The 13,415-nt window shown below is 63.8% G+C and carries 14 protein-coding genes and 1 pseudogene; 6 read left to right on the top strand and 9 right to left on the bottom strand.

From position 1 onward, the window contains the following. The 5 genes and pseudogenes from JWQ24_RS16150 to JWQ24_RS16130 form a co-directional block, all read left to right on the top strand. On the top strand, positions 1-1,193 hold a 1,193-nt coding region (locus JWQ24_RS16150), incomplete at its 5' end, for a glycosyltransferase (protein WP_299809938.1). Between the two features lie 268 nt (positions 1,194-1,461). Then, positions 1,462-1,746: pseudogene (locus tag JWQ24_RS16145) on the top strand (ornithine decarboxylase); the annotation flags it as partial. A gap of 108 nt (positions 1,747-1,854) precedes the next feature. Then, on the top strand, positions 1,855-2,454 hold the full coding sequence (locus JWQ24_RS16140; RefSeq protein ID WP_299809935.1) for an N-acetyltransferase: 600 nt from the start codon (positions 1,855-1,857) through the stop codon (positions 2,452-2,454). 54 nt (positions 2,455-2,508) lie between these two features. Next, the gene (locus tag JWQ24_RS16135) at positions 2,509-2,898 is read left to right on the top strand and encodes a RidA family protein (RefSeq protein WP_299809932.1); all 390 of its coding nucleotides are present in this window, start codon (positions 2,509-2,511) and stop codon (positions 2,896-2,898) included. A 95-nt stretch (positions 2,899-2,993) separates the two neighbouring features. Further along, the gene (locus JWQ24_RS16130; RefSeq protein ID WP_299809929.1) at positions 2,994-4,433 is read left to right on the top strand and encodes a saccharopine dehydrogenase C-terminal domain-containing protein; all 1,440 of its coding nucleotides are present in this window, start codon (positions 2,994-2,996) and stop codon (positions 4,431-4,433) included. Positions 4,434-4,615: 182 nt separating this feature from the next. Here the strand turns inward: JWQ24_RS16130 and JWQ24_RS16125 are convergent, their stop codons facing one another. Beyond that, complete coding sequence (locus JWQ24_RS16125; protein WP_299809927.1) at positions 4,616-5,356, bottom strand: acetoacetate decarboxylase; 741 nt, start codon at positions 5,354-5,356, stop codon at positions 4,616-4,618. 318 nt (positions 5,357-5,674) lie between these two features. On the opposite strand from JWQ24_RS16125, the gene JWQ24_RS16120 reads away from it, so the two are divergent. Beyond that, positions 5,675-6,112, top strand: a complete 438-nt coding sequence (locus tag JWQ24_RS16120) for a MaoC family dehydratase (RefSeq protein WP_299809941.1) — start codon at positions 5,675-5,677, stop codon at positions 6,110-6,112. A gap of 9 nt (positions 6,113-6,121) precedes the next feature. On the opposite strand, the gene JWQ24_RS16115 is transcribed toward JWQ24_RS16120, so the two are convergent. The 8 genes from JWQ24_RS16115 to JWQ24_RS16080 all read right to left on the bottom strand — a co-directional run. Next, complete coding sequence (locus JWQ24_RS16115) at positions 6,122-6,454, bottom strand: hypothetical protein (protein WP_299809925.1); 333 nt, start codon at positions 6,452-6,454, stop codon at positions 6,122-6,124. A gap of 71 nt (positions 6,455-6,525) precedes the next feature. Beyond that, positions 6,526-7,242, bottom strand: a complete 717-nt coding sequence (locus JWQ24_RS16110) for an MgtC/SapB family protein (RefSeq protein WP_299809923.1) — start codon at positions 7,240-7,242, stop codon at positions 6,526-6,528. A 165-nt stretch (positions 7,243-7,407) separates the two neighbouring features. Then, positions 7,408-9,204, bottom strand: a complete 1,797-nt coding sequence (locus JWQ24_RS16105) for an ABC transporter substrate-binding protein (protein WP_299809920.1) — start codon at positions 9,202-9,204, stop codon at positions 7,408-7,410. Positions 9,205-9,263: 59 nt separating this feature from the next. Then, on the bottom strand, positions 9,264-9,593 hold the full coding sequence (locus tag JWQ24_RS16100) for a DUF2160 domain-containing protein (protein ID WP_299809918.1): 330 nt from the start codon (positions 9,591-9,593) through the stop codon (positions 9,264-9,266). A gap of 9 nt (positions 9,594-9,602) precedes the next feature. Continuing rightward, complete coding sequence (locus tag JWQ24_RS16095; RefSeq protein ID WP_299809916.1) at positions 9,603-10,409, bottom strand: carbohydrate ABC transporter permease; 807 nt, start codon at positions 10,407-10,409, stop codon at positions 9,603-9,605. Beyond that, positions 10,409-11,311, bottom strand: a complete 903-nt coding sequence (locus JWQ24_RS16090) for a sugar ABC transporter permease (protein WP_299809914.1) — start codon at positions 11,309-11,311, stop codon at positions 10,409-10,411. Before JWQ24_RS16090 ends, JWQ24_RS16095 begins: the two co-directional genes overlap by 1 nt. Then, entirely contained in the window at positions 11,311-12,396 is a 1,086-nt protein-coding gene (locus tag JWQ24_RS16085; protein WP_299809912.1) for an ABC transporter ATP-binding protein, read from the bottom strand. The genes JWQ24_RS16090 and JWQ24_RS16085 overlap by 1 nt, the downstream gene beginning before the upstream one ends. Before the next feature lie 11 nt (positions 12,397-12,407). Beyond that, positions 12,408-13,415: ABC transporter ATP-binding protein (locus JWQ24_RS16080; protein ID WP_299809910.1), on the bottom strand; the 1,008-nt coding region annotated here is incomplete at its 5' end.

Below are 13,415 nucleotides of genomic sequence, written 5' to 3'. Positions count from 1 at the left end.
ATCCGGTCGACCGCCCACTCCCACCGCCAGCGTACGGGCATCCGGGCCTAACGATGCGAGTCCTTTTGTATGCGGACTTCCGCAGCCCGCATGCCCAAGGGTGGCGCGCGGGCTTGGAGTCCGCGGGCGTCGAGGTGCTGGGTGTCAGCAGCGAGCCCGTCGACGACGGGATTTCACTCAACCCCTCGGGCGGACTCAGCGCTGCGCGACAGCGCTATGTGGAGACCCGGACCACGAAGACGGGTCTCGCGACGGTGGTCGCGCGGCGCGCAAGCGAGTTGCAGTTCGTCCACTCGGTCGTGCAGGTCAGCCGCTCGGCATCGCGTCAGGCCGACGTGCGCGCGGCGGTGGAGCGGTTCAAGCCGGAACTGCTGCACGGCCTCCGTCTTCCATACGAAGGGATCACGGCTCTCGCCGCGAACGCCAGTGTGCCGACGGTCGTGTCGTCGTGGGGACAGGACTTCGTCCCCCAGGCGAGCAGCGATCCCCTGCTGCGGCACTGGCTCCGCAAATACTTGCCCGCAGCGGCGGGATTCCATTACGACTCCACGACCGACCTGGACCGGGCACTCCGCTACGGCGTCAGGTCGGACGTGCCGACCCTGCACGCAGCAGGCAACTTCGGTGTGGACGAGTCCATGTTCCACCCCCGTGACGCGAAGGTGCCCGGTCTGGTCTCATACGTCCGCAAGGCCACACCCACGTGCAATTACTTCGGCTTCATCGAGGCGGCATTGCGGCTCATCCGGACCACCGATGCCACGTTCGTCGGCGTGGGTCTCGCTCGGCTGGAAGACGAGGTGACCCGCCGGTTCGGTGTCTACGACCACTCACGCCTCAGGCTCATCGGCGAGCTCGGAGGCGACGATTTCGCCCAGCTGGTGCGTACGTCGCAGGTGGTCGTGTCGCCGTCGTACTCCGATGGCATGCCGGTGTCCATCCTCGGCGCCATAGCCAGTGGGGCCCACATCGTCGCCGGTGATCTCCCGCAGTTCCGTGAGTTGACGGCGCGCGGCGTCGACATGCACCTCATCGATCCGTCGCAGACGGACGCCATCGAGAGGGGCATCGCATCCCAACTCTCGGCGCCGTTGCTGGGTACTGATAGCGACCTGCCGAAGGAACACTCGCGTGCGCGCAACTGCACCCGCGTGGTCGACTTCTACGACACCGTGCTCGGAAGAGCGACCTGATGTCGATCCGACCCGCCAAGAGCAGAGTGGAACGTCGGCTCCCTGCGGTCGCCGCACGCGAGCTTGCGGGGCAGCCGAGTCAGTCGAGTACGCAGGCCATCTTCCTGCCGGCGATGATAGTCCTCCTCGGGGTGCTGCTCCCGGGCTCGCTCGTCTTCAATCAGGTGTCCGCGCAGGCGTACCCCGAGTGGCCCGGCTCGCTCGTCATCGCCGTGTACACGGGCGTCAGGCTCGCCGGCTTCCTCGTGTCGGGCAACCAACGGCTCTACTGTACCTGGACATCGGCAAGTTCGGCGGTCTCGCCGAGACGATGGACGAGTCGATCCGCTACGCCATCAAGACGCCGCATGACGGCGCCGAGATGACGCCGTGCGTGCTCGCGGGCCCGACCTGCGACTCAGCCGACGTGATGTACGAGAAGCTGCCGTACCCGCTTCCGGTGACGCTGGAGATCGGCGACAAGCTGCTGATCGAAGGCACCGGCGCGTATACGTCGACCTACTCGTCGGTGGCGTTCAACGGCTTCCCGCCGCTGCGCACCTTCCACATCTGAGCGCCTTTCCGCTCTGAATAACCGGGAGCCGGTTCGCCGACTCCCACCCCGTCACCTCCATTATCCGGATGACAACGCTGCGCCAAACGCAGCGGGGAATGACATGCCATGACGACTGCTCTGCAAAAGACCGCCACCAACAACACTGTTGCCCTGACCATCGCAGCCACCCCGTTCGCGATCCGTGCGGAACGTGGCTCCGACATCGCCGCGCGCGAAGCGCTGCTGGACGTGTGCTTCGGCGCCTCGCGCCATGCCCGCACCTGCCAGCGGCTGCGCGACGGACGGCTGCCCGCCGAAGGCCTCGCCTTCTCGGTGGTGCATCAGGGCCGGCTGGTCGGCACGATCAGGCTTTGGCATGTCGATGCCGGGGGCCAGGCAGCCTTGATGCTTGGCCCCCTGGCCGTCGATCCGTCGTGCCGCGAACTGGGCATCGGCGCCGAACTGATGAACCACGCCATCGCCGCGGCGAAGGCGCTCGGCCATGGCGCAGTGATCCTGCTCGGCGACGAACCCTATTACAGCCGCTTCGGCTTCTCCCCGGAGAAGATGGAGAACCTGTCGCTGCCCGGCCCGTTCGAGCGGCACCGCCTGCTCGGCCTCGAACTGCGCGCAGGCGCCCTCGACGGTGTGGCCGGCTTGATCGTGGCGACCGGCAGAGCCGCCAAGCGGGCCAGAACCGCCTCGCCGGCGGCACGCGCGGCTTGATTTGAACGCCAATAAACGGCATTGCGGGGCCTGTTTCATTCCGAGGGGCCCGTAATGACCCGCCGCCTGATTTCCACGGGATCGCCGTTCGAGAAGACCGCCGGCTACAGCCGCGCGGTGGTCGATGGCGATTTCGCCTTCGTCTCCGGCACCACCGGCTACGATTACACCACCATGGTGATGCCCGCCGATGTCACGGCGCAGACACAGAACTGCTTCAAGACCATCGGCGCCGCGCTGAAGGAGGCCGGATTCGAGATAGCCGATATCGTGCGCGCGACCTATTACATCACCGACGCCAAGGATGCCGATGCGGTGTTCGCGGTCTGCGGTGCCCATCTCGGCGAAATCCGGCCGGCCGCCACGCTTCTGGTGGTCGCCGGGCTCTACAAGCCCGAGATGAAAATCGAAATCGAAGTGACCGCCAAGCGTCGCACGAACTGACGTTCCATTTTCTGTTCAACCCACGCAAACGGCGCGGCTGAGTTCGCCGCCGCTTTGCTTTAATTCACTCAAATTCACTTCTGGAGATTTCGACGATGACCACCCCCGCCTCGCAGATCAATGCGAAGATTTCCGGCCCAATCGAGATGGTCGGCTTCGGCTCCATCGGCAAAGGCACGCTGCCGCTGATCGAGCGGCATCTCGACTACGACAAGTCGCGCATCACCGTGCTCGATCCCAAGGACGAGGGCCGCAAGGCGCATTGCGAGAAGCACAACGTGCGCTTCATCCAGCAGGGACTGACCAGGGAGAACTATCGCGAGTTGCTGACGCCGCTGCTCACGGAAGGCGGCGGCCAGGGCTTCTGCGTCAACCTGTCGGTCGATACCGGCTCGACCGATATCATGGAGCTCTGCAACGAACTCGGCGCGCTCTACATCGACACCGTCAACGAGCCCTGGCTCGGCTTTTACTTCGACGCGTCGAAGGGACCGGAAGCGCGCTCCAACTACGCCCTGCGCGAGGCGACGCTTGCCGCCAAGAACGCGCGTCCGCCGGGCTCGACGACGGCCGTCTCCTGCTGCGGCGCCAACCCCGGCATGGTTTCCTTCTTCGCCAAGCAGGCGCTGCTGAATGTCGCCGCTGACCTGCAGCTCAATGCGCCGGAGCCGAAGACCAAGGCCGAATGGGCAGACCTGATGCGGCAGACCGGCGTCAAGGGCATCCACATCGCCGAGCGCGACACGCAACGCGCCACATCGCCGAAGAAGCCTGGCGTCTTCGTCAACACCTGGTCGGTCGAAGGTTTCATGTCGGAAGGCGTGCAGCCGTCAGAACTCGGCTGGGGCACCCATGAAAAATGGATGCCGGAGAACGCGCACAGCCACGAGACCGGCTGCGGCGCGGCGATCTACCTGATGCAGGCCGGCGCCGACACGCGCGTGCGCACCTGGTGCCCGACACGCGGCGCGCAGTACGGCTTCCTCGTCACCCACAACGAGTCGATCTCGATCTCCGATTATTTTACGGTGCGCGATGCATCGGGCACCGCGGTCTATCGGCCCACCTGCCACTATGCCTATCATCCGGCTGATGACGCGGTGCTCTCGCTCCATGAAATGTTCGGCCACGGGATGCAGGAGAAACACCAGATCCTCGACGAGAACGAAATCGTCGACGGCATCGACGAACTCGGCGTGCTGCTCTACGGCCACGGCAAGAATGCCTACTGGTTCGGCTCGCAGCTCTCCATCGAGGAGACACGGGAACTCGCGCCTTATCAGAACGCCACTGGTCTGCAGGTGACCTCCGCCGTTCTCGGCGGCATGGTGTGGGCGCTGGAGCACCCGACCGAAGGCATCGTCGAGACCGACGAGATGGATTTCCATCGCCTGCTGGAAATCCAGGGACCCTATCTCGGCCCGATGAAGGGTTACTACACCGACTGGACTCCGCTGAAGGGCCGCCCCGGCCTGTTCCCCGAGGATATCGACACCTCGGATCCCTGGCAGTTCAAGAACGTGCTCGTTCGCTAACGAAAACTCCGCCCTCATCCTGAAGGAGAATGTGGCGGCTGCGCTCTCGCGCAGCCGCCACATTCATCTCGAAGGATGACGGCAAGCGCTGCATCACCCCGGCTTCATGGTTCGAGACGCGCGCGAAGATACGCGCTCCTCACCATGAGGGGCTGGCGGCGGCAAGGAAGCGGGAGCCCCCTTCACTTCGCCAGATAATCGAACGCCACCTCGCCCAGTCCCAGTGTCAGATCGCACTTGAAGTGCAGCGCCGAGATCACCTCGCGCACCGGCAGCCGCGCGACATCGGCCAGGGCGTGCGGAAACAGGCCGAGCGCGGCGGGACCGGTCCAGGCATCCTTCAGGGTGATATCCTCAAGGTGATAGCGCACCAGCTCGCAGATCCGCGGCGTGCCGTCGACATGCGGAATGATTTTCAAAATGAAGTTCGGCACCGTCAGCGCCTTCATCACCAGGCCATGATCGACCGGGCGGTGCTTGTAGCCCATGGTGCCTGACGCACACAGGACCGAGCCGTAATGCAGCGTGCCGACCAGCACGTCGCTCTCTACCGCGATCTTCGGCGAGGCACGCTTCTTCGGAAATCCCCACAACTCGCGGCCGCCGGCGATCGGCGCGTCGTCGTCAAGATACATCGAGTGGATGTAGACGCCCTCGACGCCGTTCAGGCGTACCGGGATCGCCTGCCCCGTCTCGGTGTAATCGCCGAAGCCGGTTGAGTCCGGCATCCGGATGAATTCGTATTTGACGATGGAGTCGATGACCTCCAGCGGCTCCGGCACCACGGCGGCGAGCGCCTCGGGATCGGTGCGGTAGCTGATGATGAAATATTCCCGATCGAAGAACCGGTACGGCCCGCGCGGAAACGACGGATTGGTCAGCGGCATCGAATAGGCGTTGTTGCGGACGTCGTCGATCTTCATGGCAATCTCCGTACCGGCGCGGACGCGCATCGGGCCAATATGGGCTGCGCCCGCGCAATAATCGAGACCATCGGTTGGACTACATGCCCGAACCTGACAAAGCCGGGCGCATTCTGCGTCGGCGTCTGCTACAGCGTTTTCGAGCGAATTGGATGCCGGCTCACACCTCCGTTTCGATTCCATCGGAACGGAAAAGGCTCTAAAAGCGGCATCCAGACCAGGCACGATTTCGAGGATTACGATTTGTCAGACGAGAAGCGGCTCGCGGAGGCCGAAGCGATCCGCCGCAAACTGATTCCGCTCGACGATTACCGCAGCCTGCTGAACGGTGCGGAACTGGTGTCGGACTGGCAGTTGGTCGACCAGTCGATGATCGACACCTTCGCCGACGCCACGCGGGATCATCAGTTCATCCATACCGATCCGGAACGGGCGCTGGCGGAAACGCCGTTCGGCGGCACCATCGCGCACGGTTTCCTGACGCTGTCGTTGCTGTCTGTGCTGGCCTTCGACGCCCTGCCCGGCGTGAACGGCACGCGGATGGGGGTCAATTACGGCTTCGACAAGGTGCGCTTCATGAGCCCGGTCAAGTCGGGCAACCGGGTGCGGGGGAAATTCAAGCTGGTCGGGCTGACCGCGCGGCGGGTGTCGGTGCAATCTGCCTGGGCCGTTATCATCGAGATCGAGGGCGCCGCGACGCCAGCGCTGGAAGCGCACTGGATCACGCTGGCGGTGATCGACCCGGACGCCGCCTAGCGGCGGTCGCTATTTCGCAGGAATCGGCGGCGCTACCTTCTCGGCGGGCGCGGGCGGCAGAGCCGGCGCGGCGCCGGCCTTCTGCGCATCGGGTTCGGGACGCGCCGGCTGCGGCGGAATTTCGGTCGGCCGCGCGCCGGTCGTCGCCGGCTCTGCGGGGGCGGCGGGCTTGCTCTCCGCACCGGGGGTCGATTGCAGCGGCTGCGTCGCCTGGGCCATCCAGCGGTGTTCGGGCATCAACTGCGCCAGCGAGGCGGCGGAAATGCCGAGGCCGACTACCACCATCACGCCGGACAGCACCAGTTCCGTTCGAGATGCGCGCTTGCTGCGGGTCGGGATCATTGGGCCACCTCGGTTATATCTGGTGGTCAACGAGCGCTAGTCGCCAAGGTTCCATGGGAGCCGTGCCAGCTCTAATCCTTGGTGCTGACTTCCCAGGTGGCGTGAACCACGCCGGGCTGGCGTTGCAGATCGGCGACCGCCGTGTCGAGTTCCCGGGGATCGACGGCGGTGCTGACCAGCGTGGCAATAATCTCCTGCGTGTCATCGCCATGATCGACCACATCGAGATTGCCCACGGGGTACTGTGCCGCTTCCAGCCGCTCGACCAGTTGGTCGCGCAATGCGGCCAACGCATGATCGGCGACGGTCAGCCTGACGAAATAGGTCGCCTCCGACGACTTCTCGTCGAGCGGCGCGCGGTTGATGGCGTTGACCAATGGCCGCAGCAGCGTGTTGCCGGCCAGCACGAACAGCGTGAGCGCCGTTGCCTGCGCGATCATGTCGGCCCCGGCGCAGCAGCCGACCGCCGCCGATCCCCACAACGTCGCCGCGGTGTTGAGGCCGCGCACGTTGGTGCCTTCCTTCATGATGACGCCGGCGCCGAGAAAGCCGATCCCCGACACCACATAAGCGATGACGCGCACGCCGCCGTCGGCGCCGGCCAGATGCATCGCCAGATCGACGAACGCCGCCGCACCCACGGCGACCAGCACGTTGGTGCGCAGCCCCGCAGTACGTTGCCGGTATTGCCGCTCGGCACCGATCAGCGTGCCCAGCACAAAGGCCACCGCCAGACTGAGCAGTGTGTCGAGGAAGTCATAGGTCTGGAACGTTGCAAGAAATCGCATGACCTCTCATGCGTACAGCAGATGACGGCGTCGTGACAGGGGCGACAAATGCCGGTGCTGTCCCCCGGACGTTATGCAAAACGCCGCCCTTGCGATGCCTCGCAAGGGCGGCGTGATGTGCACAGCGCCCGGCCCCGTTGGGGCAGGGTCAGGTTCGAGCGTCGATCAGTTCGACGCGCGCTTCTGCGGCGGGGTGGCGGGCCACGACTTGATCAGCGTGTCGTAGTCGACCGTCTCGCCCTTCGGCTTCTCATTGGCCAGCTTGCGCTGCGGCGCGATGTTGCCGTCCTTGGCGGATTTCGCATACCAGTATTCCGCCGTCTCCTTCTTGTTCAGCTTCGGTCCGCATTCGCCCTGAACCTTGGATCGTTCGAGGCGATCGAGAACCGAATCCTGCGCCGCTGCCAGCGAGTCCATCGCCGCCTGTGGCGTCTTCGCACCGGAGGAGGCATCGCCGATATTCTGCCACCACAATTGCGCCAGCTTCGGATAGTCCGGGATGTTGTTGCCGGTCGGCGACCATTGCACGCGGGCCGGCGAGCGATAGAACTCGATCAGACCGCCGAGCTTCGGCGCACGCTCGGTGAACGACTTGTCCCAGATGTCGCTCTCACGGATGAAGGTGAGGCCGACATGGCTCTTCTTCAGGCTCACCGTCTTCGAGGTGATGAACTGCAGATACAGCCACGCCGCCTTGCGGCGCTCCGGCGGAGTCGACTTCAGCAGCGTGGCCGAACCGACGTCCTGGTAGCCGAGCTTCATGCCTTCCTTCCAGTACGACCCGTGCGGCGACGGGGCCATGCGCCACTTCGGCGTGCCATCCGCATTCATCACCGGCAGACCCGGCTTCACCATGTCGGCGGTGAAGGCGGTGTACCAGAACATCTGCTGCGCGATGTTGCCTTGCGCCGGCACCGGCCCCGATTCGGAGAAGGTCATGCCCTGTGCCTGCGGCGGAGCATACTTCTTCATCCAATCGAGATACTTCACGATCGAATAGACCGCCGCCGGACCATTGGTGTCGCCGCCGCGCTCGATGGAGGAGCCGACCGGACGACAGCCTTCCATACGGATGCCCCATTCATCGACGGGCAGACCGTTCGGCAATCCCTTGTCGCCGTTACCGGCCATCGACAGCCAGGCGTCGGTGAAACGCCAGCCCAGTGACGGATCCTTCTTGCCGTAGTCCATGTGGCCATAGACCTTGACGCCGTTGATCTCCTTGATATCGTTGGTGAAGAACTCGGCGATATCCTCATAGGCCGACCAGTTCACGGGAACACCGAGGTCGTAGCCATACTTGGCCTTGAACTTGGCCTTGTAGTCGGGATTGGTGAACCAGTCGTACCGGAACCAGTAAAGGTTGGCGAATTGCTGGTCGGGCAGTTGGTACAGCTTCTTGTCCGGCGCGGTGGTGAACGACGTGCCGATGAAGTCCTTCACGTCGAGCATCGGATCGGTGACGTCCTTGCCTTCGCCGGTCATGTAGTCCGACAGCGCGATGGTCTGGCCGTAGCGGAAGTGCGTGCCGATCAGATCGGAATCGTTGATCCAGCCGTCATAGACATTCTTGCCGGACTGCATCTGGGTCTGCAGCTTCTCGACCACATCGCCTTCCTGGATGATGTCGTGCTTGATCTTGATCCCGGTCAGTTCCGAGAACGCCTTGGCCAGCGTCTTGGATTCATATTCGTGGGTCGTCAGCGTCTCGGAGACCACGTTGATCTCCATGCCTTTGAAGGGTTCGGCAGCCTTGGCGTACCACTGCAACTCCTTCAGCTGATCGGCCTTGGACAGCGTCGAGGGCTGGAATTCGGTGTCGATCCAGCGCTGCGCGGCGGCGTCGTCGGCACGGGCGGGCGCGGCCAGCGTCACCGTCGCGGCAATCAATGCGGCGGCGCTGGTCATGGTCATCAGGCGGGCCGTGGATACACGGCTGCCTTGTCTGGTCAGGTGCTTCATTGCCTTCTCCCTAGTGTTGCTTCAGGCCGGGTTGATCCCGGGCCTGTCTTCCTCGCCTGTCAGACCGTGCGAAAAATCGCCACGGCCATCCCAAACGAAACCAGCGTCGCGAGCCACAGGCTCGAGATTTCAAAACCTTCTTCGCCGATCGGCAACGTCGCGATGGCGCCGGTGCCGATGAACCCGATCCACAACAGATGGATCACGGCGGCGGAAATCAGCGAGATGAACAGCCGGTCACCGCGCGTGGTGGGAATGCGCAGCACCCCAATCCGCTCGGCTTCGGGATAGGCAACCGCGAGCCACGTCATCGTGCCCAACGTCGCCGCCAGCAGCGCGAAGAAGATCGCGGTCGGCGGCGTCCAGGCCATCCATGCGATGTTTTCCATAAGCCCCCCCTACACCCGACCGAGCGCAAAACCGCGCGCGATGTAATTGCGGACGAACCAGATCACCAGCGCACCCGGAATAATCGTCAGCACGCCGGCGGCGGCGAGCAGGCCCCAGTCCATGCCGGAGGCAGACACGGTGCGCGTCATCACCGCCGAGATCGGCTTCGCGTTGACCGAGGTCAGCGTCCGCGCCAGCAGCAGTTCGACCCAGGAGAACATGAAGCAGAAGAACGCCGCGACGCCGATGCCCGACGCGATCAGCGGCACCAGGATCTTGACGAAGAATTTCGGAAATGAATAACCGTCGAGAAACGCGGTCTCGTCGATTTCGCGCGGCACGCCGGACACGAAGCCTTCGAGAATCCACACCGCCAGCGGCACGTTGAACAGGCAATGCGCCAGCGCCACCGCCCACGGCGTATCGAACAGGCCGATCGCCGAATACAGGTTGAAGAACGGCAATGCATAGACCGCGGCCGGCGCCATCCGGTTCGACAGCAGCCAGAAGAACAAGTGCTTGTCGCCAAGGAAGCGGTAGCGCGAGAAGGCATAGGCCGCCGGCAGGGCGAAGGAGATCGAGAGGATGGTGTTGATCACCACATATTTCAGCGAGTTGATGTAGCCGGAATACCAGCTTTCGTCGGTGAAGATGCGGATGTAGTTCGCCAGGGTCGGCTGGTGCGGCCACAGCGTCATGGTCGAGACGATCTCGCCATTAGTCTTGAAGCTCATATTGACCAGCCAGTAGATCGGCAGCATCAGGAAGACCAGATACAGCGACAGGATCAGGCGGCGACCGGGAATCGAATGCATCAGACCGCCCCCTCTTGCTGGCCGCGATCGGCGCCGGCATTGGTCATCACGGTGTAGAACACCCAGCACACGATCAGGATGATCAGGTTGTAGACCAGCGACAATGCGGCGGCCTTGCCGAGGTCAAACTGGCCAAGTGCAATCTTGACCAGTTCAATCGACACGAAGGTCGTCGAATTGCCGGGACCACCGCCAGTGACCACGAACGGTTCGGTGTAGATCATGAAGCTGTCCATGAAGCGCAGCAGCACCGCGATCAGCAGCACGCGGTTGAGCTTCGGCAACTGGATCGCGGTGAAGACCGCCCAGCGCGACGCGCCATCGATCTGCGCAGCCTGGTAATAGGCATCGGGAATCGACTTCAACCCGGCATAGCACAACAGCGCCACGAGGCTGGTCCAGTGCCAGACATCCATCACGATCACCGTGGCCCAGGCGTCGAATTCGTTGGAGACGTAATTGTAGTCCATGCCCAGATGGTTGAGCGTGTAGCCGAGCAGGCCGATGTCGGGCCGGCCGAAAATCTGCCAGATAGTGCCGACCACATTCCACGGGATCAGCAGCGGCAGCGCCATGATCACCAGGCACGCCGCGACGCGCCAGCCCTCGCGCGGCATCGACAGAGCCACGATGATGCCGAGCGGCACCTCGATGGCGAGGATGATCGCGGAGAAGGCAAGGTTGCGCCAGAGCGATGCGAGGAAGCGTTCGCCGAGATCGGTGGAGGGATCGAGCAGCTCCTTGAACCAGCCGACACCATTCCAGAAGAACTGGTTGTTGCCGAACGTGTCCTGCATCGAATAGTTCACGACCGTCATCAGCGGCAGCACCGCGGAGAACGCCACCACCAGAAATACAGGCAGCACCAGGAACCAGGCTTTTTGGTTGACGGTTTTGTCCATCACGCAGTGCCCTCAACGAGGCGGCTGTCGGCATAAATGTGGACCCGCGACGGATCGAAGATCAAGCCGGCTTCCGAGCCGGGAATCGAAAATCCCTGTGGGACCCGCGCGGCGAATTTGACGTCCCCGATCCGCACGCGCGCAAAACGGACGCGGCCGAGATCGTCGATACGCTCGATGTTGGCCGACAACAGCCCGGGCGCCGGCGCGGCCACCTCGACGAATTCCGGGCGAACGCCAACCTCGATCTTCGCACCGGGCGGCAGCCGGTCGTAGCTGCGCTGCAATGCGATGGTGTGGCCGCCGACCACCGCGGCACGGCCGTCAACCTCGGCAGGCACGATATTCATGCCGGGCGAACCGATGAAATAGCCGACGAAAGTGTGCTCCGGCCTGTCGAACAACTGTTGCGGCGTGCCGGACTGCACCACCCGGCCGTCATGCATCACCACCACAGTGTCGGCAAAGGTCAACGCCTCGGTCTGGTCGTGAGTGACATAGATCATTGTCAGATCCAGTTGATGGTGCAGCGCCTTCAGCTTCGAACGCAGCTCCCATTTCAACGCGGGATCGATCACCGTCAGCGGCTCGTCGAACAGCACCGCGGCGACGTCGGCGCGAACCAGGCCGCGGCCGAGAGAAATCTTCTGCTTGGCGTCGGCGGTTAGCCGCGTCGCCTTGCGGTTCAGCCAGGGCGTGAGGTCGAGCAGGCCCGCGATCTCGGCGACGCGCCTCTCGATCTCCGGCCTCGCGACGCCGCGGTTCTTCAGGGGGAACGCCAGGTTCTCGCCCACCGTCATGGTGTCGTAGATGACGGGAAACTGGAACACCTGCGCGATGTTGCGCTGCTGCGTCGAGCGTTGCGTGATGTCGACGTCATCGAACAGGATCTTGCCGCGCGTTGGCGCAACGATGCCGGAGATCAAATTGAGCAACGTGGTCTTGCCGCAGCCGGAGGGGCCGAGCAGCGCATAGGCGCCGCCCTGCCGCCACGTCATTGATATCGGCTTCAGCGCAAATGATTCCGGATCGGCATCGGGGCCGCCGTAGGATTGCGCGAGATCGACGAGATCGATGCGGGCCACGCGGCGCCTCCCTACATTTGCCGAGGCGCCGCGACCAGACGGTCGCGGTCATCGAAGATAAAGAGATTGTCGGGGTCGAGCACGGCATCGAGATGATGGCCCGGCGGAAAGTCGTGCACGCCCTGCAGCACCGCGACCCAGTTGGAATCGTCGCGCTTCAGATGCACGAAACTCTCCGAGCCGGTGATCTCGGTCACGGTGACCTCCGCCGGAAACGCGTGACGCCCGGCAATGCCGTTGGCGACTTCCAGTTGGTGCGCGCGAAAGCCGACGCGATAGGCGCCATCGCTCAGGCCTGCATAGAGTCCGCTCGCCGGCGCGCGCGCGCCGCCGGCATATTGCACGAAGCCGTCCTGCTTCTCGATGTCGACCAGGTTGAGCGGCGGATCGGAAAACACTTCTGCCACCTTTAGAGTCTCCGGCTGGCGGTATACTTTCGAGGTGTCGCCGACCTGCAGAACTTCGCCTTGCCACAGGCAGACGGTGTTGCCGCCGAGCAGCAACGCTTCGGAGGGCTCGGTGGTCGCATAGACGAAGATCGCACCTGAAGCCTCGAAGATACGCGGCAGTTCGGTGCGCAATTCCTCGCGCAGCTTGTAATCGAGATTGGCCAGCGGCTCGTCCAGCAGCACCAGATCGGCGCCTTTTACCAGCGCGCGGGCGATCGCGGTGCGCTGTTGCTGGCCGCCCGACAATTGCAGCGGGGTGCGGGTCAGATACGGCTCGAGCTTGAGCAATCTGGCCGCCTCCTGCACCCGGCTGTCGATCTCGGCGCGCGGCTTGCCCTGCACCCGCAACGGCGAAGCGATGTTTTCATAGACCGTCAGCGAGGGGTAGTTGATGAACTGCTGATAGACCATCGCCACCGATCGCTTGCGCACATCGAAGCCGGTGACGTCCTTGCCGTCGACCAGCACGCGGCCGGAGCTCGGCTTGTCGAGACCGGCCAACAGCCGCATGATCGAGGTCTTGCCCGACAACGTCGGGCCCAGCAGCACGCTCAGGGTGCCGCCCTCCAG

Origin of the sequence: Tardiphaga sp. (assembly GCF_028290495.1) — a bacterium.
GTDB lineage: Bacteria > Pseudomonadota > Alphaproteobacteria > Rhizobiales > Xanthobacteraceae > Tardiphaga.
Note: the sequence above shows the minus strand (reverse complement) of the source record. Positions and strands in the feature narration are given on the sequence as shown.